This is a genomic window from Leisingera sp. ANG49 (assembly GCF_059694505.1).
Genome location: NZ_JCATZN010000001.1, coordinates 1 through 22,336 on the forward strand (window position 1 = coordinate 1; position 22,336 = coordinate 22,336).

General features: G+C 63.8%; 18 protein-coding genes. 11 read left to right on the forward strand and 7 right to left on the reverse strand.

The genetic code is table 11. The features are described from left to right. Positions 1-141: 141 nt before the first annotated feature. Positions 142-1,533, reverse strand: a complete 1,392-nt coding sequence (locus AC58NV_RS00005; protein WP_497225332.1) for a M20/M25/M40 family metallo-hydrolase — start codon at positions 1,531-1,533, stop codon at positions 142-144. Between the two features lie 388 nt (positions 1,534-1,921). Here AC58NV_RS00005 and hemA point away from each other — a divergent pair, with 388 nt between their 5' ends. The 3 genes from hemA (at position 1,922) to ispG (ending at position 5,739) form a co-directional block, all read left to right on the forward strand. Continuing rightward, entirely contained in the window at positions 1,922-3,157 is a 1,236-nt protein-coding gene (hemA, locus tag AC58NV_RS00010; protein WP_497225333.1) for a 5-aminolevulinate synthase, read from the forward strand. 130 nt (positions 3,158-3,287) lie between these two features. Beyond that, a complete protein-coding gene (locus AC58NV_RS00015; RefSeq protein WP_497225334.1) occupies positions 3,288-4,514 on the forward strand; it encodes a helix-turn-helix domain-containing protein in 1,227 nt (408 codons plus the stop codon). Between the two features lie 103 nt (positions 4,515-4,617). Next, the gene (ispG, locus tag AC58NV_RS00020) at positions 4,618-5,739 is read left to right on the forward strand and encodes a flavodoxin-dependent (E)-4-hydroxy-3-methylbut-2-enyl-diphosphate synthase (RefSeq protein WP_497225335.1); all 1,122 of its coding nucleotides are present in this window, start codon (positions 4,618-4,620) and stop codon (positions 5,737-5,739) included. Positions 5,740-5,864: 125 nt separating this feature from the next. Here the strand turns inward: ispG and AC58NV_RS00025 are convergent, their stop codons facing one another. Both AC58NV_RS00025 and AC58NV_RS00030 read right to left on the reverse strand, forming a co-directional pair. Next, complete coding sequence (locus AC58NV_RS00025) at positions 5,865-6,629, reverse strand: DsbA family protein (RefSeq protein ID WP_497225336.1); 765 nt, start codon at positions 6,627-6,629, stop codon at positions 5,865-5,867. Continuing rightward, positions 6,626-8,005, reverse strand: a complete 1,380-nt coding sequence (locus AC58NV_RS00030; RefSeq protein ID WP_497225337.1) for a M48 family metalloprotease — start codon at positions 8,003-8,005, stop codon at positions 6,626-6,628. Before AC58NV_RS00030 ends, AC58NV_RS00025 begins: the two co-directional genes overlap by 4 nt. Between AC58NV_RS00030 and AC58NV_RS00035 the strand changes: the two genes are divergently transcribed. Both AC58NV_RS00035 and AC58NV_RS00040 read left to right on the forward strand, forming a co-directional pair. Further along, positions 8,004-9,149, forward strand: coding sequence for a pyridoxal phosphate-dependent aminotransferase (locus AC58NV_RS00035; RefSeq protein WP_497225338.1), 1,146 nt, complete (start codon positions 8,004-8,006; stop codon positions 9,147-9,149). The two genes, AC58NV_RS00030 and AC58NV_RS00035, sit on opposite strands and share 2 nt — an antisense overlap. A 103-nt stretch (positions 9,150-9,252) precedes the next feature. Continuing rightward, entirely contained in the window at positions 9,253-10,482 is a 1,230-nt protein-coding gene (locus AC58NV_RS00040) for an N-acetylmuramoyl-L-alanine amidase (RefSeq protein WP_497225339.1), read from the forward strand. A gap of 59 nt (positions 10,483-10,541) precedes the next feature. Here AC58NV_RS00040 and AC58NV_RS00045 read toward each other — a convergent pair whose 3' ends face one another. Next, positions 10,542-11,945 (reverse strand): hypothetical protein, encoded by a 1,404-nt coding sequence (locus tag AC58NV_RS00045; RefSeq protein ID WP_497225340.1) that lies wholly within the window; start codon positions 11,943-11,945, stop codon positions 10,542-10,544. A 328-nt stretch (positions 11,946-12,273) separates the two neighbouring features. Here AC58NV_RS00045 and AC58NV_RS00050 point away from each other — a divergent pair, with 328 nt between their 5' ends. The 3 genes from AC58NV_RS00050 to AC58NV_RS00060 all read left to right on the forward strand — a co-directional run bounded on the left by AC58NV_RS00050 (position 12,274) and on the right by AC58NV_RS00060 (position 17,011). After that, complete coding sequence (locus tag AC58NV_RS00050) at positions 12,274-14,775, forward strand: penicillin-binding protein 1A (protein ID WP_497225341.1); 2,502 nt, start codon at positions 12,274-12,276, stop codon at positions 14,773-14,775. A gap of 91 nt (positions 14,776-14,866) precedes the next feature. Next, positions 14,867-15,994, forward strand: coding sequence for a peptide chain release factor 2 (prfB, locus tag AC58NV_RS00055; protein ID WP_497225342.1), 1,128 nt, complete (start codon positions 14,867-14,869; stop codon positions 15,992-15,994). A gap of 246 nt (positions 15,995-16,240) precedes the next feature. Further along, complete coding sequence (locus AC58NV_RS00060) at positions 16,241-17,011, forward strand: DUF2189 domain-containing protein (RefSeq protein ID WP_497225343.1); 771 nt, start codon at positions 16,241-16,243, stop codon at positions 17,009-17,011. A 2-nt stretch (positions 17,012-17,013) separates the two neighbouring features. On the opposite strand, the gene AC58NV_RS00065 is transcribed toward AC58NV_RS00060, so the two are convergent. Next, positions 17,014-17,772 carry a helix-turn-helix domain-containing protein gene (locus AC58NV_RS00065; protein ID WP_497225344.1) on the reverse strand — a complete coding sequence of 253 codons (759 nt, stop codon included), beginning with the start codon at positions 17,770-17,772 and terminating at the stop codon, positions 17,014-17,016. A 273-nt stretch (positions 17,773-18,045) separates the two neighbouring features. On the opposite strand from AC58NV_RS00065, the gene AC58NV_RS00070 reads away from it, so the two are divergent. After that, the gene (locus AC58NV_RS00070; protein ID WP_497225345.1) at positions 18,046-18,399 is read left to right on the forward strand and encodes a S1 domain-containing protein; all 354 of its coding nucleotides are present in this window, start codon (positions 18,046-18,048) and stop codon (positions 18,397-18,399) included. A gap of 29 nt (positions 18,400-18,428) precedes the next feature. On the opposite strand, the gene ilvN is transcribed toward AC58NV_RS00070, so the two are convergent. Both ilvN and AC58NV_RS00080 read right to left on the reverse strand, forming a co-directional pair. Further along, on the reverse strand, positions 18,429-18,989 hold the full coding sequence (gene ilvN / locus AC58NV_RS00075; protein ID WP_366659774.1) for an acetolactate synthase small subunit: 561 nt from the start codon (positions 18,987-18,989) through the stop codon (positions 18,429-18,431). Positions 18,990-19,055: 66 nt separating this feature from the next. Further along, positions 19,056-20,807, reverse strand: a complete 1,752-nt coding sequence (locus AC58NV_RS00080) for an acetolactate synthase 3 large subunit (RefSeq protein WP_497225346.1) — start codon at positions 20,805-20,807, stop codon at positions 19,056-19,058. A gap of 404 nt (positions 20,808-21,211) precedes the next feature. Between AC58NV_RS00080 and AC58NV_RS00085 the strand changes: the two genes are divergently transcribed. Together AC58NV_RS00085 and AC58NV_RS00090 are read left to right on the forward strand one after the other, a co-directional pair. Beyond that, the gene (locus AC58NV_RS00085; RefSeq protein WP_497226368.1) at positions 21,212-22,063 is read left to right on the forward strand and encodes a HalD/BesD family halogenase; all 852 of its coding nucleotides are present in this window, start codon (positions 21,212-21,214) and stop codon (positions 22,061-22,063) included. Between the two features lie 33 nt (positions 22,064-22,096). Next, positions 22,097-22,297, forward strand: a complete 201-nt coding sequence (locus tag AC58NV_RS00090; protein WP_497225347.1) for a hypothetical protein — start codon at positions 22,097-22,099, stop codon at positions 22,295-22,297. Positions 22,298-22,336: the final 39 nt, after the last annotated feature.

Consider the following 22,336-nt stretch of genomic DNA (forward strand, 5'->3'; position numbering starts at 1 on the left):
TTTGTTCCCGGCTCCTCTTTTGTCTCCCCCGAGCCCAATGGGAAGAGGCGCTCGTCAGAGCGCTGATGACGGGCGGGAGAGTGCCCTGTCTTTCGGGGAAGGCGGTGGCGGGGCGGGCAATTTACCCGCCTCGCCAATCAATTACTTCTGTGTCAGCGCGTCCAGGATCCGCGCCCAGGACCGGATGCCCTTGTGGAAGCTCTTCAGGTCGTATTTCTCGTTCGGCGAATGGATCGCGTCGTCCTCGTTGGCAAAGCCCGCCAGCATCGACTCCATGCCCAGGATCGACTTGAAGAAGCCCGCGATCGGGATCGAACCGCCCATGCCGCAGAACACCGCCTCGCGCTGCCATTCGTCCGAGAGCGCAGCGCGGGCGGCGGCGAATTCGGGGCGGGTTATGTCCATGACAGAAGCCTTGGAGCCTTCGAGATCGTTGTCCCAGACCACCTTGCAGTCGGGTTTCAGCTGCGCCTCCACATGCTTGCGGATCTTCACCCGCAGCGCGTCCGGGTCCATGTCGCCGACCAGGCGGCAGGTGATCTTGCAATGTGCCTCCGACGGGATCACGGTCTTGGAGCCAGCGCCGTTATAGCCGCCCCAGAGGCCGTTCACCTCCAGCGTCGGGCGCGCCCACTGCTGTTCCAGCACCGAGCGGTCCTTTTCGCCATGCGCCTGAGTGTAGCCTGCGTTGGCGAGGTAGTCCTTCTCGTCAAAGCCGCAGCCTTCCCACTGGCGAAGCTGGTCCTCGGGCACCTCGTGCACGCCTTCATAGAAGCCTTCTACGGCGACCTTGCCGGTCTCCTCGTCATAGAAGGAGGCGACGATGCGGCTGAGCTCTCGCAGCGGGTTCAGGCCGGGGCCGCCGTAGTGGCCGGAGTGCAGGTCGATGCGCGGGCCGATCACGGTGAACTCATCCTTCAGCATGCCGCGCAGCTGCGAGGAGATCGACGGCACCCCGCGCGACACCATCGAGGTGTCGCAGATCAGCGCGATGTCGGCCTTCAGTTCTTCGGCGTTTGCTTCCATGAAGGGGATCAGCGAGGGTGAGCCGCTTTCCTCTTCGCCTTCGAAGAAGAAGGTGATGCGGCAGGGCAGGGAGCCGTTGACGGCCTTCCAGGCGCGGCAGGCCTCGACAAAGGTCATCAGCTGGCCCTTGTCGTCCGACGACCCGCGGCCGCGGATCACGGTGCCGTTGGGGGTTTCCTCCAGCTGCGGCTCAAACGGCGGCGTGTTCCAGAGGTTCAGCGGGTCGACCGGCTGCACATCATAATGGCCGTAGAACAGCACGTGTGGGGCATCGGTGTTTTCCCCGCCCACATGGCCGACCACCATCGGGTGGCCTGGAGTTGCGCGTTTCTCTGCCTTGATGCCGATGCTGTTGAGGTCCGCCACCAGCCAGTCGGCAGCCTTGTCGCAGTCTGCCTTATAGGCCGGGTCGGTGGAAATCGACTGGATCCGCAACAGCTCCATCAGCCGTTCGGTGGCGGCGTCCAGCTCTGCGTCGATCCGGTCCAGAACGTCATTCAGTGCCATCTCTTGCTCTCCTGTTTGTCCGGGGGAGGCCCGGGATAAGGGCCGATTTGCCGCGGACCCTAGCAGCGCGGCTGGGGAGGGGCCAGTGGTCTCAACGCCGGATTTTCCCGGCATTTTCGGCCGCTGGGGTTTCCGATCCTGCACACTATATGGAAAAAAGGGAAACAGTTACGACGCAAACGGCCACGGGTTGGCCGCAGCTGTCCTTGCCCGGCCGCTGTTTAAGTTTTATTTGACCTGCATCAATGTTGCGCACCCCTGGCGGCGCGTATGCAGTTGATCGAAGGGGACGCCTAAGGTAACCAATCGTAAACGTGATTGCGGCCTAATCGTCAGAAGACCCGTGCCCTTTACACAGCCCGCGTGCTCCGCAGGAGCACTATTAGCTATGGAGATGCCGGTGGACTATACCGCGAAACTGGATGCAGCGATTGCCAGCCTTCACGAAGAGGGCCGGTACCGGACCTTCATCGACATCGAGCGCAAGAAGGGCCACTACCCGCACGCGGTCTGGACCCGGCCCGACGGCACCAAGCAGGACATCACCGTCTGGTGCGGCAACGATTACCTCGGCATGGGCCAGAATCCGGTGGTTCTGGACGCGATGCATGACGCCATCGACTCCACTGGCGCCGGCTCCGGCGGCACCCGCAACATCTCCGGCACCACGGTGTACCACAAGCTGCTGGAGGCCGAGCTGGCCGACCTGCACGGCAAGGAAGCTTCGCTTCTGTTCACCTCCGCCTATATCGCCAATGACGCGACGCTGAGCACGCTGCCCAAGCTGTTCCCGGGGCTGATCATCTATTCCGACGCGCTGAACCATGCCTCGATGATCGAAGGCGTGCGCCGCAACGGCGGTGCCAAGCGCATTTTCCGCCACAATGACGTCGCCCATCTGCGCGAGCTGCTGGAAGCCGACGACCCCGAAGCGCCCAAGCTTATCGCCTTCGAATCGGTTTATTCGATGGACGGCGACTTTGGCCCGATCGCGGAAATCTGCGACCTGGCCGACGAATTCGGTGCCCTGACCTATATCGACGAGGTGCACGCGGTCGGCATGTACGGCCCCCGCGGCGGCGGCGTCACCGAGCGTGACCGCCTGGCCCACCGCATCGACATCATCAATGGCACCCTGGCCAAGGCCTATGGCGTGATGGGCGGCTATATCGCGGCCTCTGCCAAGATGTGCGACGCCATCCGCTCCTATGCGCCGGGCTTCATCTTCACCACCTCGCTGGCGCCGGCGGTGGCTGCCGGGGCCGCGGCCTCTGTCGCCTATCTGAAGGGGGCGCAGGACCTGCGCGACAAGCATCAGGACCAGGCCAAGGTGCTGAAGCTGCGGCTGAAGGGGCTGGGCCTGCCGATTATTGACCATGGCAGCCACATCGTGCCGGTGATCGTCGGCAACCCGGTCCACACCAAGGTGCTGTCCGACCACCTGCTGGAGGATTACGGCATCTACGTGCAGCCGATCAACTTCCCCACAGTGCCGCGCGGCACCGAGCGCCTGCGCTTCACGCCGTCGCCGGTGCACGGTCCCAAGGAGATCGACGCACTGGTCCACGCAATGGACGCATTGTGGTCGCATTGTGCGCTGAATCGTGCCGAACTTGCCGGGTAACTTACTGATCAGTGTAAATTAACGCTGAGTGTGTTACGCTGTTGTCAATCAATGAGCGGATCTGAGTCGCAAGTGCGATTCTTTCACCGCTCTGGAACGATGGCGGCAGGCAAATTATGGGACGGCAGGCATGATCGGGCGCTTCACCCAGCGCAAGCAAGATGACCATGGCGGAACGCCAGAGCCGAAGGGTTTTGACGATTTCGAGCTGAAGCTTGGCGACGTGATGCGCGGCGAGCGGGCGACGATGGGCAAATCGCTGCTTGACGTCCAGCGCGAGCTGCGGATCAAAGCCTCCTACATCGCTGCCATCGAAAACTCCGATCCTTCCGCGTTTGACACGCCCGGCTTTATCGCCGGCTACGTGCGGTCTTATGCGCGCTATCTGAACATGGATGCCGAACAGGCGTTCCAGGACTTCTGCAAGGAAAGCGGCTTCTCCGTGGCCCACGGCATGTCGGCCGAGGCCTCCAGCCGCAGCAAATCCGGCAGCGTGCCGGCTGCCTCGTCCAAGGGGCTGGGCGGTGATGCCTTTGCCTCTCCGAATACTCCGTTCATTCCCGCTCCCAGCAGCATCCTGAGCAAGATTGAACTGCGCGCTGTCGGTTCGCTGATGGTGCTGGCGGGGCTGATCGGCGGCATCACCTATGGCGGCTGGGCCGTGCTGAAAGAGGTGCAGCAGGTGCAGTTTGCGCCGGTGGACCAGACCCCGGCGGTGCTGGCTGATCTCGACCCGCTCAGCAGTGCGGTGCTGGAGGTGGCCGAAGGCGCCCAGGACCCCGCGGCTGAGGCGCTGGACCGGCTGTACCGCCCGCAGGCACTGGATGTGCCGGTGCTGGTGGCGCGCGACGCGCCGATTTCCACCATTGATCCGTCCACGCTGGGTAACTTTGCAGCGCCGGATGTGCCCACGGTGAGTCTGGCAGAGGCCAGCCTGCCGTTTGACGGTATCGGCCCGCTGCAGGCGGGTGAGCAGGGACCGCAGGTGCCGCAGGTTGTGGCTGAAGTTACGCCGGGTGTCGAAATGGTTGCGGTGCGCCCCTCCTGGGTGCAGGTCACCGCGGCTGATGGCAGCGTGATCCTGGAAACCATCATGGATGCGGGCCAGCGGTTCCAGGTGCCGATGACCGAGGATGCGCCAAAGCTGCGCACCGGGGAAAGCAGCGCCATCTATTTCGCTGTCAACGGCGAGCATTTCGGCCCGGTCGGCGAACGCGGCCAGGTCACCAAGAATGTCGAGTTGTCGATGGATGCGATCGTCGGCCGGTTTGAACTCGCCGATCTGCAGGATGGCAAGAACGAGGCGCTGGCGACTTTGGTTGCGCAGCTTCAGGCCGAACCGCAGCCCGCGGAGTAATCCTTTCGCAGGAATTCGCACAAGACGCCCGGTGCTGCCATTGCAGCGCCGGGCGTCTGCACGTATCTAGGCGCTAACAGGATCCAGCCGGGACACGAACTGCATGTCGATGAACCACATCCGCCCCTGGCGCCATATCGAGCGCCGCAAGAGCCGCCAGATCCAGGTGGGCAACGTGCCCGTCGGCGGCGACGCCCCGATTGCGGTGCAGACCATGACCAACACGCTGACCACCGATGTGGCGGCAACCGTCGCACAGGTGCAGGCCGCAGCAGAGGCGGGGGCCGATCTGGTACGGGTTTCGGTGCCGGATGAGGCATCCTCCAAGGCGCTGAAGGAGATCGTCCGCGAAAGCCCGGTGCCGATCGTCGCCGACATCCATTTCCACTACAAGCGCGGCATCGAGGCGGCGGAGGCGGGCGCCGCCTGCCTGCGCATCAACCCGGGCAATATCGGCGACGAGAAGCGCGTGGCCGAGGTGATCAAGGCCGCCCGCGACCACAATTGCTCGATCCGCATCGGGGTGAATGCCGGTTCCCTGGAGAAGCACCTGCTGGACAAATACGGCGAGCCCTGCCCGGAAGCGATGGTGGAGTCCGGCCTCGATCATATCCGCATCCTGCAGGACCACGACTTCCACGAGTTCAAAATTTCGGTGAAGGCCTCCGACGTCTTCATGTCCGCCGCGGCCTACCAGCAGCTGGCAGAGGCCACCGACGCGCCGATCCACCTCGGCATCACCGAGGCGGGCGGTTTTGTTTCCGGCACCATCAAATCGGCGATCGGCCTCGGCCAGCTGCTGTGGATGGGCATCGGCGACACCCTGCGCGTCAGCCTCTCCGCCGATCCGGTGGAGGAGGTGAAAGTGGGCTTTGAGATCCTCAAATCCCTCGGCCTGCGCCACCGCGGCGTCAACATCATCTCCTGCCCCAGTTGCGCGCGGCAGGGGTTCGACGTGATCAGGACGGTGGAAACGCTGGAGGAACGGCTGGCCCACATTCACACGCCGATGAGCCTGTCGATCATCGGCTGCGTGGTGAACGGCCCCGGCGAAGCGCTGATGACCGATGTCGGCTTCACCGGCGGCGGCGCGGGCTCCGGCATGGTCTATCTGGCGGGCAAGGCCAGCCACAAGATGTCCAACGAGCAGATGGTCGACCACATCGTTGAAGAGGTCGAGAAAAAGGCCGCCCAGATCGAGGCGGCCCAGGAAGCGGCGGAGTAAGGCGCCTCAAACGCCATCCCAGCTTCTTCTTTGCAAAAATACTCCGGGGCTGCCATTGGTCCGCCATTGGTTCAAGCCCAATGGCGGCGGGTAGAGCCCCGGTCCTGCCGGTAAGGCTCAACTGATCAGCTTTGCTGCTCGCGGATCTCCGCCACCATGATTTCCATCTGGTCGGCAGGCAGGTAGCCGCGCAGCAGTTCATTGCCCAGCACAAATGTCGGGGTGCCGGAGATTGCCATCTTCTGCGCCAGCGCGCGGGTCTGGCGCAGTTCGGCGGTCACTTCCTCGCTGTCCATCTTGGCAAAGATGGCCTCGGCATCCAGCGACAGGCCTTCGGCCAGGCGGCGCAGGGCGACCTCGTTCGGCTCGCCGCCGAACTCGATCAGCGCGTCATGCACGTCCTTGTAGGCATCGTCGCCCGCCACATGCTTGGCGGCGACGGCAAAGCGCGCCGACAGCACCGAGGCGTCGCCCAGGATCGGCAGTTCCTTGATCACCAGGCGGATGTTGCCGTCGCTTTCCAGCAGCTTGGCAACCTCCGGCGCGGCCTTGCGGCAGTAGCCGCAGCGGTAGTCCATGAATTCGACCAGGGTGATGTCGCCATCAGGGTTGCCGCCGACCCAGGAATAGCCGTCGTTCCGCAGCTCTTCCAGGTTCTCGGCCACCAGCACGTCATCGCGGGCGGCTTCGGCCTGCTGCTGCTGCTGCTCCAGCAGGTCGACCGCTTCCAGGATCAGCTCCGGGTTGGCCAGGATGTACTCGCGCACCTCTTTGCCGAAGGCCTCGCGCTCAGCCTCGGACATCGCACTGATGTCAAAGGCCTGCACCGGAGCGCCCATGAGGGCGAGGGCGGTAGCCGCGGCGGTGGCGGTGCGGGTGAAAAGGGTCATTTGCGTCTCTTTCTCTTCTGAGCTTGTTCATAGGCCACCAGCACATCCTGCGCCCGCCGGGCGGCGGGGGATCCTGCTGGCAGCTGGGCGACGGCCCGTTTGGCGTGAATGCCGGCGTCGTTCAGACGCCCTTGCAAGGCATAGCGTTCGGCAGTGACCAGGGCGGCCATGCCGGTTTGTCCGGACTTGGCATAGGCCAGCGACATGTCGCGCAGCAGCACCGTATTGCGGAAGTCGATGCTGCGGGCGCGTTCCATGGACTTGAGCGCCGCCTTGGGCTGGCCCGCCGCCAGCTGGGCGCGGCCGTAGCCGGTCAGGATCAGCGGGTCCTTGGGGGCGAGGCTGACGGCCTTGCCATAGGCGGCAAGTGCCGCGGACCACTGGCGGTTCTCGATCAGGATCTGGCCCTTCAATTCGTGGTAGAAGGGGTCGGAAGGGCGCGCCGCCAGTGCGCCATTGATCGCTTTCAGTGCCTTCTTGAGGCTGTTCTGCCGGTGATAGGCAGCGGCCTCGCGCATCAGGCGGACGTCCTTGTACTGTTCCTCTCGCACCCGGCGCAGGGTCCATTTCGGGGCGCGGGTGAAGGCTGACAGCTTGCCGCGGACGCGGGCAAACCAGTACTGCGCCTCCGGGCTGGTCTGCCCCTTGTCGCCATAGGCCGCCAGATAGGCCTGCGCGGCGCGGATGCGGTCGCGGCTCAGGGGATGCGAGCGGGTGTAGGGGTCCTGGGTGCCGGCGCTGAGCACTTCCTGGCCGGCAAAGGCGCGGTGCAGATCGACCAGCCCCTGCGGGCTGATGCCGGCGCGGTTCAGGTAATCAGCGGCGGACCGGTCGGCGCTGCTTTCCTCGGCGCGGGTATGGGCCAGAAAGCTGCGGAAGGCGGAGCTTTGCGTGCCGATGGCGATCCCGGCCGCCGCATCCCCGCCGCCGGCGGCCGCGGCCAGAGCGGCCAAGGCCAGGCCAAGCCCGGCAGCACTGTTGGCGGAACGCAGGTTCTGCATCCGCCGCGACAGGTGGCCATTGGTGATATGGGCGGCCTCATGGGCCAGCACGGCCTGCAGCATTTCCGGCGAGGTGACCTTGAGGATCAGCCCGTAATTCACGAAAATCGTTCGGGAATCCAGGACGAAGGCGTTGAAGGAGCTGTCATTGACCATGAGGATGCGAACCCGGTTCGCATTGAGCCCCGCGGCGCGCAGCACCGGGGCCGCCAGCCGGTTCAGCCCGTGTTCGATATCCGGGTCCCGCAGCAGCGAAATTGACGCTGCATGCGCCGCCGCCGATAATTGGACCAGCGCGCAAAGCACAAGAGCCGGGATTGACGCCAGCCGGAAGAAACGGTCAAAACTCATGCGCGCACATTGGGAGATAAGCATGCGAAACTCAACCCGGTCCGAGGTCGATCCCTTCATTGTGATGGATGTGATGGAGGCTGCCCGCAAGGCTGAGGAGGCAGGCCGCCACATCATCCACATGGAGGTCGGCCAGCCGTCGACCGGGGCGCCATCGGGGGCGTTGAAGGCGCTGGGAAATGCGCTGGAAAACAACGCCTTGGGCTATACGGTTGCCCTGGGTCTGCCAGCCCTGCGCAAGCGTATCGCCCAGCTGTACGGCGACTGGTACAACGTCGATCTGAACCCGGAGCGGGTGATCGTGACGCCAGGCTCCTCCGGCGCTTTTCTGCTCAGCTTCACCGCCCTGTTCGACAGCGGCGACCGGGTCGGCATCGGCGCGCCGGGCTATCCCTCTTACCGGCAGATCCTGAAGGCGCTGGGGCTGACCCCGGTGGACATCCAGACCGCACCGGAAAACCGGCTGCAGCCGGTGGCGGCGGACCTCGCAGGACAGAAACTGTCAGGGCTGATGGTGGCCTCGCCTGCCAACCCGACCGGCACCATGCTGGATCGCGCGGCAATGGGGTCTCTGATCGATGCTGCACAGGCCGAGGGCGCCAGCTTCATTTCGGACGAAATCTACCACGGGCTGGAATATGAGGCGAAAGCGGTCACCGCGCTGGAGCTGACGGATGAATGCTACGTCATCAACTCCTTCTCCAAGTTCTTCTCGATGACCGGCTGGCGGGTCGGCTGGATGGTGGTGCCGGAGGATCATGTGCGGGTGGTGGAGCGGATCGCCCAGAACATGTTCATCTGCGCGCCGCACGCCAGCCAGGTGGCAGCGCTGGCGGCGCTGGATTGCGAGGACGAGATGCGGGAGAATCTGGCTGTCTACGCAAAGAACCGCCAGCTGATGCTGGAAGGTCTGCCCAAGGCCGGTTTCACCAGGATCGCGCCGCCGGACGGGGCGTTCTATGTCTATGCGGATGTGTCGGACCTGACAGATGACAGCCGCAGCTTTGCCGCGGAAATCCTTGAAAAGGCGGGCGTTGCGGTGACGCCGGGGCTGGATTTCGACCCCGTCCGCGGCGCCACCACACTGCGGTTCTCCTATGCGCGCTCCACCATGGATATCGAGGAGGGCCTGGCGCGGCTGGCGCTGTTCATGGCCTCCCGGGGGTGATCCGCGCGTAAGCCGGGGATAACCGCAGAAGGCGGATTTCCAAGCCCGCGCAAATTGCCTAGTCTGCCGGCCAAAAGGCCAGCAGGCCGGGCAAGAGGCGGATATGGGCAGACTGATCACACTCACGGCATTGATCTGGATCCTGGCGGCAGGCGCTTGGGCGCAGTCCGGCAGCAGCAGCTTCAGCGGCCTGGCGCGCATTGATGCAGGCGCTGCCCGGGTGCGGGACGCCGGGCAGGGGGCGGAGATTTCCCTGGGCCTCAGCCAAGGGGTGCCGTACCGGCTGTTCACCTTGACCGAACCGCCGCGTCTGGTGCTGGATTTCCAGGAGGTCGACTGGACCGGGCTGACGGCCGAAAAGCTGCTGCAGGGGGATCAGGTCACCGCGGCGCAATTCGGCACCTATGTGCCCGGATGGTCGCGGCTGGTGCTGCAGCTGGCAGAGCCGATGAAGGTGGCCGCAGCCGCGATGTCCGTGGACCAGGTGACGGCGGCGGCGAAGCTCTCGGTTTCGCTGGAGCCCGTCACGGCAAAGGAATTTGCCGCAGCCGCCGGCGCGCCGCGGGACCCGCGCTGGGATTTGCCCGCACCGGAAGCGGTCGGCACCAGGGCCGCGCGGGACGAAAACGCGCCGCTTCTGGTGATGCTGGATCCGGGCCATGGCGGCATCGATCCGGGGGCGGAGACGGAGCATGTCATCGAAAAACACCTGATGCTGCAGTTCGCCCGGGAACTGAGCGAGGTGCTGGTGCGCTCCGGCCAGTTCACCGTGCGGATGACCCGCGATAATGACTACTTCGTCTCGCTGGAGCGGCGCATCGCGATGGCGCATCAAGCAGGGGCGGATGTGTTCATTTCGCTGCATGCCGATACCATCAGCGAGGGCCGCGCGCATGGCTCCACCGTTTACACCCTGTCCAGGGAGGCCTCGGATGCGGCCTCCGCCAAGCTGGCGGAGCGGCACCTGCGGGCCGACCTTTTGTCCGGCACCGACCTCAGCCAGGCGGATGACCGGGTGACCAGCATTATGCTGGACCTGGCCCGGCAGGAAACCCAGCCGCGCAGCGACGCGCTGGCGGCCGCGCTGATCGACGGCCTGCGCGCGCAGGGGCGGCCGATCAACAACCGGCCGCTGCGCTCTGCCGGGTTTTCGGTGCTGAAATCTGCCGATATCCCCTCAGTGCTGGTGGAGCTCGGGTTTCTGTCCAGCAAGCGCGACCTGAAGAATCTGGTGGACGCGGAGTGGCGCGCCAAGGCCGCGCGCGGCATCCTCAATGGCCTGATCGCCTGGCGCGCCCAGGATGATGCCCGCCGCGCGCTGGTGCGGCAGTAGCGCCGGGCGGCGCCAAATAGGGGCCCGGCGCGGACGCCCGGCCCTCAACGGGGTCCCTGTCAGCCAGCCTTTGCTTCTGCCTTGGCCAGTGCCTTGTCGATCTCGCGCTCGAGCGCCTGTTTGTTCGGGGCCAGGATGTCATCGGCGATTTTCGCCATCAGCCCCTGCTTTTCCACTTTGGCAGCGATGCAGTCCATGAGCTGCCCTTCAGCCTTGCTCTTTTCCATGCAGGAGCTGACGATTTTCTCCAAAGCGTTCATGCGATCGGTCAATGCCTTGGAAAGAGCGCGTCCGGTGAAGAATTTATGCGCCATCCGCACGACGGTCTGGATGGCAATCTCCCCGCCCACCTTGCGGGTCAGGCTCGGGTAACGCCCGATAATCGCCCCGATTTCATTGCCGCCCCAACGGGCTGCCGTGCTCCACAGGTGCTTGCCGATCCAGCGGTTGGTGACCATGCGGGTGGCGAGTCTTTCACCGACCCCTTTCATGATGAACTGGCCGGCCTTGGCGCCGATCCAGCCGGAAAACCCGCCTGCTATCCCGGCGAAGACAACCCGTTTGAAGGAGCCGGCCACACCGCCTTCCTTGACCCATTGCCCTTTGAGAATCCAGCCGTTGGCGATCTCCTGGACGGTGTTCTTGCTTGCGGCGACCACGGCACCGGCGGTTGCGGGGTTTACCCCGTTTGTGACCAGGATCAGCTGCACGATGTCGGCCGAACCGTCGCGCAGGTCGACCGAGATCTCCTCGCAGATCTTGGCGCTTTGCCCCAGCTCCTTGGACAGCATGTTCAGGTCCATCGCCACCGCATCGAGCAGGATCTTGGTCTGTTTCATCTGCTTGAAGGAGGCCAGCAGGCTCTTCTTGTTTTTGCCGTAGGTCATGTTCACCAGCTTGCCCACCGCGGCGTCGGCCTTCTTCAGCGACTTTGCCGGGCGTTCGATGTCGGCATTGGGGGTCACCATCTTCACGAAGAAGGTCCAGAACCCCTTTTGCATTTCGCGGTACTGGTCGCGGTAGTTGTTGAGCGTGCTCATGAAGGCCATGGTCTCGACATGCAGGCGGCTTTGGATCGCCTCCATGGCGGTGCCCATGTCGTCCTCGGTGAACCAGTGGGTCTTGCCCCGCCATTTCACCTCATAGACCTTGCCCTTGGCGGGCAGCGGCCTGCCGCCCTGCGCCTTGGCGAATTTTTCGGCGACCTTGACCGGAGAGCTGTCCAGCATCTTGAAGGTCTTGGAGCCGGGCTCGACCAGGCTAGTCACCTTGGTCTTCACCACCTGCTGCTGGAACTGGCCGATGGCGAGAATCGTCGGCTGGCCCACCTTGCCGTTGGTGGGCACCCGCTTGTAGCCGACGGTCTTCGCGTGTTCATTGAGCATCTTCTGGACCAGAACCACATCTTTGGGGTCGTTCACGGCTGTTTTGCCGCCGCCTACCGGGGCTCCGAGCTTGGCCATAGCAGTCTCCTCCACCTTTCGGACTGCCGGGTGAAACATGTTTCGGGTACGCGCCGCGGCTGGTGGGCGGGGTATCGGGAGGCAGGCCAGGACGGCGAATGCGTGCACATGCGTTCAGCCTGCCCGCCGCTTGCGCCGAACCGCGGCAAGCATTGGGAAAATGGGGCAGCCGCTGTTAGTATTGTCCGAACAGGATACATCAGAGGCGGCTCAAAACCAATTCTCCAGGCAGCAGGATTCACGGCAGCGCTAATTCGCCGCTGCATGCTTTGACCCCGGCAGCCGCCGCGCCTATATAGGCGGCACCCCGCGTGAAAGGCCCACACCCGTGCTCAGGTTCATATTCTCTTTCTTCGGCTCCATCTTCAGCACCATCACCCTTGGCGTGGCGATGGTGGCGCTGACCATCGGGGCGGTGTTCTGGATCTACGGGCGCGACCTGCCGAGCCATGAATCGCTGGCCCAGTACCAGCCGCCGACGATCAGCCGGATCTATTCGGGCGAGGGGCATCTGATCGACGAATTCGCCAAGGAACGCCGCCTGTTCACCCCGTCGCATGAGATCCCGGACCTGGTGAAGCAGGCCTTCATCTCGGCTGAGGACAAGAACTTCTACAGCCATTCAGGCTATGACGCCCGCGGCATTGCGGCGGCGGCGATCGAGGCGGTGCGCTCGCGCGGGCAGAACGTGCGCGGCGCCTCCACCATCACCCAGCAGGTGATGAAAAACTTCCTCTTGTCCGGCGACCGCCGGGCCGAGCGCAAGATCAAGGAGATCATCCTCGCCACCCGGCTGGAGGAAACGCTCGACAAGGAACGGATCCTGGAGCTGTACCTGAACGAGATTTTCCTGGGCCAGAACTCCTATGGCGTGACCGCGGCGGCGCAGACCTATTTCAACAAGACCCTGGGCGAGCTGGAGCCGCATGAGGCGGCGACGCTCGCCTCGATGCCCAAGGCGCCGTCGGATTACCACCCGGTGCGCCAGAAGGAGCGCCTGCTGGCCCGGCGCAACTATGTGCTGCGGGAGATGCGCGAGAACGGCTATATCTCCAAGGACGTTTATGAGGTCGAGGTGGCGCAGCCGCTGCGCTCGGTCCAGAACGGCGATTTCGAGGGCTTCCGCACCACGCTGCCGCCGCGCGACTATTTCACCGATGAAATCCGCCGCCAGCTGACCGAAGATTTCGGTGAGGGCGAATTCTTCACCGGCGGCTTTACCGTGCGCGCGACCATTGACCATGACATGCAGGCCGAGGCGGCGCTGGCGATGCGCGGCGGCCTGGAGAAATACGACCGCTCCCGCGGCATCTGGCGCGGCACCGGCGTCAAGCTGGAAGAGGAACAGCTGAAGGATGAGCCCACCTGGCGGGCAGCGCTGGCAAACGCTGAGGTGTCCCGCGACATCGTGCTGGGCGGCCGCTGGTATCCGGCGGTGGTGCTGGAGGTCGGCAGCGAGAGCCTGACCGTCGGCGTCGAGCAGAGCGAGGGCACCGGCTCGGTGCCGCGCTCCGACATCAAATGGATGAAGGGCAGCTTTGCCGACAACTTCACCCGCGGCGACGTGGTGCTAGTCCGGGCCGAGACAAAGGACGATGCCTTCAGCCACTGGTCGCTGCGGCAGGTGCCGGAAGTGCAGGGCGGCTTTGTCGCGATGGACGTGAACTCCGGCCGGGTTCTGGCGATGCAGGGCGGCTTCTCCTACCAGCATTCGGTGTTCAACCGTGCGACCCAGGCGATGCGGCAGCCGGGCTCCAGCTTCAAGCCGTTTGTCTATGCGGCAGCGCTGGACAGCGGTTACAGCCCGGCGACCATCGTGGTCGATGCCCCGATCGAGATCAACACGCCGCAGGGCCTGTGGCGGCCCAAGAACTCCACCAACAAGTTCTACGGGCCGACGCCGCTGCGCACCGGTATCGAGATGAGCCGGAACCTGATGACCATCCGCCTGGCGCAGGAGGTCGGGATGCCAGTGGTGGCGGGCTACGCCGAGCGCTTTGGCGTCTATGACAACATGGGGCCGTTCCTGGCCAACTCGCTGGGATCGGAGGAAACCACGCTCTACAAGATGGTGGCGGCCTATGCGATGTTCGCCAACGGCGGCGAGCGGGTGCAGCCGACGCTGGTGGACCGGGTGCAGGACCGCTTCGGAAAGACCATCTACCGCCACGACGACCGCGATTGCGTCGATTGCTCGGACCCGACGCTGGCGCCCGGTCAGGCGCCGCGCATTGTCACCGACCGCGAACAGGTGATGGACCCGATCACCGCCTATCAGCTGACCTCGATGATGAAGGGCGTGGTTGACCGCGGCACCGCGTCGAGCGTGATCAACCTGCCGGTGCCCACCGCGGGCAAGACCGGCACCACCAACGATTCCCGCGATGTCTGGTTTGTCGGCTTCACCTCCAACATCGTGGCGGGCTGCTACATGGGCTTTGACCAGCCCCGCCCGATGGGCCGCGGCGCCTATGGCGGCACCATGTGCGGGCCGGTGTTCCAGCAGTTCATGAAGAAGGCGACCGAGAAATTCGGCGGCGGCCCGTTCGAGGTGCCGGAAGGCGGCCATTTCATCAAGATCGACCGCTACACCGGCGCGCGGCTGCCCGACAGCGCCTCCGGCGCCTATGTGGTGGCGGAATACTTCCGCGACGGGGCGGAGCCGATCTTCGGCCTGACCTATGACGGCGGCTTCGCGATGGGTTCGAACCTGCCTCTGGTCGAGGAAGTGCAGCAGTCGGGCCGCCAGGTCACCACCTCCAGCGGCGGCACCGCAGTGCTGGGGCCCAAGGCCACTTTCGGCACGGTCAGCTCCGGCGGGCTTTACTGATCCGCCGCTGCCAAGGTACCCGAGCGCCGCTTGCCCGCGGCGCGCGGGTGGTTTATCACGCAAGCCGGACAAGAGATTTCAAGGAACTGAAATGCGCGCGGAAACCCAGAATATCGTCGCAGACATCGAGAAATCGCTGGAGCTGCTGGCCCAGCGGATGAACTGGGAAACCGCCGAATACCGGCTGGAGGAGTTCAACGCGCGGGTTGAGGATCCGAACCTGTGGGACGACCCGGAGGCGGCGCAGAAGCTGATGCGCGAGCGCCAGGCGCTGGTGGATTCCATCGACACCTACAAGGGCATCCAGCAGGACCTGTCCGACAATATCGAGCTTATCGAGCTGGGCGAGATGGAAGACGACGCCGAGGTCATCAAGGACGCCGAGGCGTCACTGGCGGCGCTGAAAAAGAAAGCGGCCGAGAAGGAGCTGGAAGCCCTGCTGGACGGCGAGGCCGATGCCAATGACACCTTCCTGGAGATCAACGCAGGCGCCGGCGGCACCGAAAGCTGCGACTGGGCCTCGATGCTGGCGCGGATGTATGTGCGCTGGGCCGAGAAGAAGGGTTACAAGGTCGAGCTGCAGTCCGAAAGCGCGGGCGACGAGGCGGGCATCAAATCCGCAGCCTACAAGATTTCCGGCCATAACGCCTATGGCTGGCTGAAGTCCGAAAGCGGCGTGCACCGGCTGGTGCGGATCTCACCATATGATTCGGCGGCCAAGCGGCACACGTCGTTCAGCTCGGTCTGGGTCTACCCGGTGGTTGACGACAACATCGAGATCGAAGTGAACCCGGCCGATATCCGGGTAGACACCTACCGCTCCTCCGGCGCGGGCGGCCAGCACGTCAACACCACCGACTCGGCGGTGCGGATCACCCACATTCCGACCGGCATCGTGGTGACGTCGTCGGAGAAATCGCAGCACCAGAACCGCGACATTGCCATGAAGGCGCTGAAATCGCGCCTGTACCAGCAGGAGCTGGACCGCCGCAACGCCGCCATCAACGAGGCGCATGAGGCCAAGGGCGATGCCGGCTGGGGCAACCAGATCCGCTCCTATGTGCTGCAGCCCTACCAGATGGTGAAGGACCTGCGCACCCAGCATGAAACCTCGGACACCAAGGGGGTGCTGGATGGCGATCTGGACGGCTTCATGGCCGCCACGCTGGCGCTCAATGTCTCCGGCAAGAGCCGCGCCGACGCGCAGGCCGAGGACTGATCCGGCTGGCTTCCGGGCAGGGAAACGGATGGTTTCTTTAGGGGCGGCCTGCGCGGGCCGCCCCTTTTCTTTCGGCGCGGCGCTACGGGCGGCGCGGCGGTTAAATCATGCATCTGCAAGGCATTTTATTCTGCGGAATTCGCGGCTAGGCTCAAATGAAGCATATTTGATGCTGCTTTTGACAAGGACGCAGGCCATCCGCAACCGGACAGAAAACAGGGCCTGCCGGAGGGGAGGAGTACCGCAATGACACCTGAAAAGCCCTTTGGCGTGCCGCCGCTGCAGCCCGTCACGACGCAGATGCTGTTCGAGGCGCTGCGCCGGGGCTGGGAGGACTTCCGCAAGAAGCCGCTCTACGGGCTGTTCTTTGCTGCGGTTTATGTGCTGGCAGGCTGGATGATGGCCTGGGTCACCGTCCGCACCGGCACCACCTACTGGCTGGTGCTGGCGGCCATAGGGTTTCCGCTGATCGGCCCCTTTGCCGCGGTCGGCCTCTACGAGGTCTCGCACCGGCTGGAACAGGGCAGGGGGATTGCCATCGGCCGCATCCTGGGGGTGGTGGCGCAGCAAAGCCGCCGCCAGCTGCCGTCGATCTGCGCCATCATCGTTGTGGTGTTCCTGTTCTGGTTCTTCCTGGGCCACATGATCTTTGCCCTGTTCATGGGCCACGCCACCATGACCAATATCTCCACTTCAGCCGAGGTCTTCCTGACCGCCAACGGGCTGGCCATGCTGGCGGTCGGCACGGTTGTCGGGGCGCTGTTTGCGCTGCTGCTGTACATGATCACGGTGATTGCGCTGCCGCTGCTGCTGGACCGCGAAGTGGATTTCGTCACCGCGATGATCACCAGCTTCCAGTATGTGCAGCAGAACTTCGTGGTGATGATGATCTGGGCCGGAATGATCGCGGCGCTGACCTTTGCGGCGCTTCTGCCGTGGTTCCTGGGGCTGTTCCTGGTGCTGCCGCTGTTGGGCCACGCCACCTGGCACATCTACCGGCTGGCTGACGCCAGTTAGCGTCAGCGAAACGGCTGGCTGGTGTTCAGCAGGCGCCGGTGGAACGGCAGCAGGTCGGCCTCATCGGCAAAACCGGCGCTGCGGGCAGCCGCCAGAACCTGCCCGGTGTCGCGGCCAAGATGCTCATAGACCATCCGCGTCACCCGTTCGCCGGTGCTGCTATCGCGGACGGTGCGGGCGACGTAGCCTGACCAGAAGTTGTTTTGCAGAGACGCCACCCGGGCCAGGTAGTTGAACGAGTAGGTCATTGCCTTGCGCCGGGCGATCACGAAGGCGACGCCATCCTCGTGGCCGCTAATGTAGCCGCGGAACTCCCGCACCCCGGGGCTGGCCGGCAGGCCCTGGCTCAGCATTGCCTCCTTGGCCTCGAACCCCTTGATATAGGTGACGCCTGCCGCGCGGAACACATAGACGAGCCCGATCACGAACTTCTCTTCGTTGATGAAACTGCGGCGGGTGAAGCGGTAAAAACCGGAAGGGAAAAACTCCTCTGTCAGCTGCTGCACGCCGTGGCCCAGAAAATCAGCCAGAAAGGCGCCGTTTACAACCTGGCCCGCCTTTGAAAGGGATTCGACAGGGTCCAGCAGAATTCGGGCGTCGACCTCAAAGAAACGGCAGATACGGTCCAGAACGTCCGGGCGCGGGAAACTCTCGCCGGACAGGTAGCGGTTGAATTGGGTGCGGTTGATGCCCAGCTGGCGCGACAGTTCCGAAATGGACGGATATTGCCGCGCCAGTTGACGCAAGTTCGCGCCAAACATGTTCCTCAAGTCAGCTGGAGAGCGGTTCTGGCTGTGCATTCCGGGTCCCGATGGTTCGGCTTTAACTTAAAATTTGCCCCTTTTGCCCGCGGTTTACGCCATTCTTTGCATCAGAGCAGCAGGCTGTGCGGCTGTCTTGCGTCAGGGGTGTCGCTAATTCACGTCAGAAGGCTAGTCGAACTGACACAAAATGCAATAGCACGACCCGTTTTTTGTCGTGTTAGCGTCAGCTCAATTGCTTCAGAATTGAAATGCGGCAATACGAGGACTGGTATGATTGGAGTCATTTTATGGAGTGACGCCCCCCTGACCAAAGCCGTGATCTGGTGCGATGACCAGGGGGACCTTGCTTTCTTCACACACAAGACTGGCGCGGATTTTCAGGATCTGCATCCGGGTGACTGGGTTGAGTTTGATATAACCTTGAGTGGTAATATCCGGATTGCAGAGAACCTGGCTGTTCTGATGGAGCAGGGCAGCCCGGACCTGGCAGACCGGCTGTGCGCCACTGCGGGCAACCACGGGGAGGCCGAAGCCAAAAGCCCGGAGCCGAAAGTTATTCCGTTCCCGCTCCAGGTAGCAGAAAAGCGGCGCGTTTCCGCGCCGCTTCAGATCGTTCAAGGGTAGCGCCAGCCCGGTCGGGGCTGGCAGCAGGGTCAGTTGCCGCGCAGAAGGGCGGCAACACCGGTGCGGGCGATTTCGGCCAGGCCGAGCGGGCGCATCAGATCGGCAAAGGCATCGATCTTTTCCGGCGCACCGGTGATTTCAAAGACAAAGCTGTTCAGGGTGCTGTCGACCACGTTGGCGCGGAAGATATCCGCCAGCCGCAGCGCCTCGACGCGCTTTTCGCCTTCGCCCACCACCTTGAGAATGCCAAGCTCGCGCTCCACCGCGGCGCCCTCGACGGTCAGGTCATGCACGTCGCGGACCGAAACGATGCGGCCCAGCTGCGCCTTGATCTGCTCGATCACCTGCGGGGTGCCGGTGGTGACGATGGTGATGCGGCTCAGGTGGCCGGTGTGGTCCACCTCGGCCACGGTCAGGCTTTCGATGTTGTAGCCGCGGCCGGAGAACAGGCCGATGACACGGGCCAGAACACCGGGTTCGTTTTCCACCAGCACCGCAATGGTGTGTTTTTCCTGCACGTCCGAAAAGGTTGGGCGCAGGTTGTAGGCGGAATGGCGGGTAGAGCCTTTTTTGATGTGTAGGGCAGACATTCAAGTCCCTTTCCTGAAATCGGGGCAGGGCGGTGCCGCCCTGCAAAATCCTGTTCCTGTTCCGACTTAGACCAGCACTGCGCCGCCGGCCTGGATGACGCCCTGCGTCTCGGCCTCGCCCAGCAGCATCTCGTTGTGCGCCTTGCCCGACGGGATCATCGGGAAGCAGTTCTCGTGCTTCTCTACCAGGCAGTCGAAGATCACCGGCCCGTCGTAGTCGATCATTTCCATGATCGCATCGTCCAGGTCGGCCGGATCGCTGACGCAGATGCCCTTGCAGCCGAAGGCCTCGGCGAGCTTCACGAAATCAGGCAGCGCCTCGGACCAGCTGTGGCTGTAGCGCTCGCCGTGCAGCAGCTCCTGCCACTGGCGCACCATGCCCAGGCGCTCGTTGTTGAGGATGAACTGCTTCACCGGCAGGCGGAACTGCACCGCGGTGCCCATTTCCTGCATGTTCATCAGCCACGACGCCTCGCCCGCGACGTTGATCACCAGCGCGTCCGGATGCGCCATCTGGGCGCCGATCGAGGCCGGGAAGCCATAGCCCATGGTGCCAAGCCCGCCGGAGGTCATCCAGCGGTTCGGATCCTCAAAGCCCAGGTACTGCGCCGCCCACATCTGGTGCTGGCCGACCTCGGTAGTGACATAGCGGTCGCGGCCCTTGGTCAGCTCCTCCAGGCGCTGCAGCGCATATTGCGGCTTGATAGTCTTTTCCGAGTTCTTGAACGACAAGCAATTCACCGCGCGCCATTCGTTGATCTGCTTGTGCCACTTCTCCAGCGCCTCGCGGTTCACCTTGCGGCCGCGCGCCTTCCAGACCTTCAGCAGGTCCTCCAGCACATGGGCCACATCGCCGACAATCGGGATGTCGACCCGGATCACCTTGTTGATCGAGGAGGGGTCGATGTCGATATGGGCTTTCTTCGACTTCGGGCTGAAGGCGTCGATGCGGCCGGTGATCCGGTCATCGAAGCGGGCGCCGATGTTGATCATCAAGTCGCAGCCGTGCATCGCCATGTTGGCCTCGTAAAGCCCGTGCATGCCCAGCATCCCCAGCCAGTTCTTGCCGGAGGCCGGATAGGCGCCAAGCCCCATCAGGGTCGAGGTGACCGGAATGCCGGTGGCGTCCACCAGCTCACGCAGCAGCTGGCTGGCTGCGGTGCCGGAGTTGATGACGCCGCCGCCGGTATAGAAGACCGGGCGCTTGGCCTTCTCGATGGCCTCGACCAGCTCGGTGATCTCTTCCATGTCGCCTTTGAGCTGCGGCTGGTAATGCGAGGCCGACGGCTTCGGCCCCTGATACTTGCCGTTGGCGAACTGAACGTCCTTGGGAATGTCGACCAGAACCGGGCCGGGGCGGCCGGATTTGGCGACATGGAAGGCTTCATGCAGGGTGCCGGCCAGCGCATCGGTATCCTTGACCAGCCAGTTGTGCTTGGTGCAGGGGCGGGTGATGCCGACAGTGTCGGCCTCCTGGAAGGCGTCCGAGCCGATCATGAAGGTCGGCACCTGGCCGGTCAGAACCACGATCGGGATCGAGTCCAAGAGCGCGTCGGTGAGGCCCGTCACCGCATTGGTGGCACCGGGACCTGAGGTCACCAGGACAACGCCGGGCTTGCCGGTGGAGCGGGCATAGCCCTCGGCGGCGTGCACCGCGCCCTGTTCGTGCCGAACCAGAACATGGCGGATGTCATTCTGCAGAAAGATCTCGTCATAGATCGGCAGCACGGCGCCGCCTGGGTATCCGAAGACTACGTCCACACCCTGATCCTTCAGGGCTTGGACAACCATCTTTGCGCCGGTCATTTCACGTGTCATCTGCTTTTTGCTCCAATTGGCGGCATCGTCCGTTACGCATAAAAAAAGCCCCCGATTTTCATTCGGAGGCGCATGGGTTCGATTATGGTCTACCGTTACCGGCCCATGCGCTTGGTTCCTACGATTACGACTAGGGTGGTCACTGCCACAGGCTCCTTCTTGCGTTGCGGGCGACATTATGTCTGCCGGACAGGGGCGTCAACCGCGAAAGCTGTCAAAAAACACCTGTTCAGGGACATTTTCTTGCTCACAACCCGGGGTGTGGCGAAATTTCCGCGAAAGTGACGGCGCGTACCAGTGCGGATTCGTTCAAAACCGGCATGCCCGTGTCCCGTTTGTGCCAGATCAGCTCTTCACCAGCAGGCAAGTTTTCCTGAAAAGAGGCGACAGGGAAGGGCATGGATATGGTTGAACTTGCGGAACTGGTGGATCTGGGGCGCTATCCGATCGACAGGCCCGGCTCTCCGGCCTATGCGCGGATGATGTCGGATCTGCAAAGCGAGCTGGAGACCGACGGCTGCGCGGTGCTGCCCGGCTTTGTGCATGCGGACGGCATTGCCAGGCTGGCGGCGGAGGCCGATTCCGTGGCGGATCAGGGGCATAAGTCGTTCAGCCGCACCAATGCCTATTTCTCTAAGGACGATCCGACGCTGCCGGAAAGCCACCCGGTGCGCAAGTTCTACGACCGTTCCAACGCCTTCATCCCGGCGGACAATTTCGGCGCCGGCAGTCCGCTGCGGACGATCTACGAATTTCCCGGTTTCATGCCCTTCATCCGCGAGGCATTGGGCGAGCCGGAGGGCCGCTTCTTCCGCTATGACGATCCGCTGGCGGACGTGATCATCAATATGGTGGAGGAGGGCGACGGCTTCCCCTGGCATTTCGACACCAACAACTACACGGTGACGCTGGCAATCCAGAACGGCGAGGCAGGCGGCGAGTTTGAATATGCGCCGATGCTGCGCACCCCCACGGATGAGAATTACGATGGCGTGGCGCGGGTGCTGGCGGGCGGTTCGCCGCTGGTGCGCAAGCTGGTGCTGCAGCCGGGCGACCTGCAGATTTTCCGCGGCCGGTATTCCCTGCACCGGGTGGCCCCGGTGACAGGCCCGCGCAGACGCTATGTCGGCATTTTCTCCTTTGTCGAGACCGAGGGCATGTGCGGCGGGGTGGAACGCACCAAGCAGCTCTACGGCCGGGTGTTGCCCCGCCACTACGAGCGCGAGGGTCTGCGCGCCGACGCGCTGCGGGACTGAAATCCGCTTGACCGCGCGTCGGATCTGCACCTCATGGCGGAAACCATCACCGGGCCGGGGCAGTTTGCCGGCGCGCTGGAACGCGCACAGGCCCGCACCGGCGGGTATGCGCAATTCATGACCTGGTATTTCCGCAAAAACTGCTTGGAGATAGGCGCGCCGGGCCTGGAGCAGAAGATCTGGGAGATTTTCGCCGAAGCTGCCTTCTCGCGCGCGAAGTTTGCTGCCGCGTAGCCGGGCCGCGGCCGCAATACCGGGCGCCCCGGGGGAGGG

Bases quoted from the DNA above. Each gene is read 5' to 3' on its own strand.
- AC58NV_RS00005 (WP_497225332.1), bottom strand. From the start codon at position 1,533: ATGGCACTGAATGACGTTCTGGACCGGATCGACGCAGAGCTGGACGCC.
- hemA (WP_497225333.1), top strand. From the start codon at position 1,922: ATGGAGATGCCGGTGGACTATACCGCGAAACTGGATGCAGCGATTGCC.
- AC58NV_RS00015 (WP_497225334.1), top strand. From the start codon at position 3,288: ATGATCGGGCGCTTCACCCAGCGCAAGCAAGATGACCATGGCGGAACG.
- ispG (WP_497225335.1), top strand. From the start codon at position 4,618: ATGTCGATGAACCACATCCGCCCCTGGCGCCATATCGAGCGCCGCAAG.
- AC58NV_RS00025 (WP_497225336.1), bottom strand. From the start codon at position 6,629: ATGACCCTTTTCACCCGCACCGCCACCGCCGCGGCTACCGCCCTCGCC.
- AC58NV_RS00035 (WP_497225338.1), top strand. From the start codon at position 8,004: ATGCGAAACTCAACCCGGTCCGAGGTCGATCCCTTCATTGTGATGGAT.
- AC58NV_RS00030 (WP_497225337.1), bottom strand. From the start codon at position 8,005: ATGCTTATCTCCCAATGTGCGCGCATGAGTTTTGACCGTTTCTTCCGG.
- AC58NV_RS00040 (WP_497225339.1), top strand. From the start codon at position 9,253: ATGGGCAGACTGATCACACTCACGGCATTGATCTGGATCCTGGCGGCA.
- AC58NV_RS00045 (WP_497225340.1), bottom strand. From the start codon at position 11,945: ATGGCCAAGCTCGGAGCCCCGGTAGGCGGCGGCAAAACAGCCGTGAAC.
- prfB (WP_497225342.1), top strand. From the start codon at position 14,867: ATGCGCGCGGAAACCCAGAATATCGTCGCAGACATCGAGAAATCGCTG.
- AC58NV_RS00060 (WP_497225343.1), top strand. From the start codon at position 16,241: ATGACACCTGAAAAGCCCTTTGGCGTGCCGCCGCTGCAGCCCGTCACG.
- AC58NV_RS00065 (WP_497225344.1), bottom strand. From the start codon at position 17,772: ATGTTTGGCGCGAACTTGCGTCAACTGGCGCGGCAATATCCGTCCATT.
- AC58NV_RS00070 (WP_497225345.1), top strand. From the start codon at position 18,046: ATGATTGGAGTCATTTTATGGAGTGACGCCCCCCTGACCAAAGCCGTG.
- ilvN (WP_366659774.1), bottom strand. From the start codon at position 18,989: ATGTCTGCCCTACACATCAAAAAAGGCTCTACCCGCCATTCCGCCTAC.
- AC58NV_RS00080 (WP_497225346.1), bottom strand. From the start codon at position 20,807: ATGACACGTGAAATGACCGGCGCAAAGATGGTTGTCCAAGCCCTGAAG.
- AC58NV_RS00085 (WP_497226368.1), top strand. From the start codon at position 21,212: ATGGTTGAACTTGCGGAACTGGTGGATCTGGGGCGCTATCCGATCGAC.
- AC58NV_RS00090 (WP_497225347.1), top strand. From the start codon at position 22,097: ATGGCGGAAACCATCACCGGGCCGGGGCAGTTTGCCGGCGCGCTGGAA.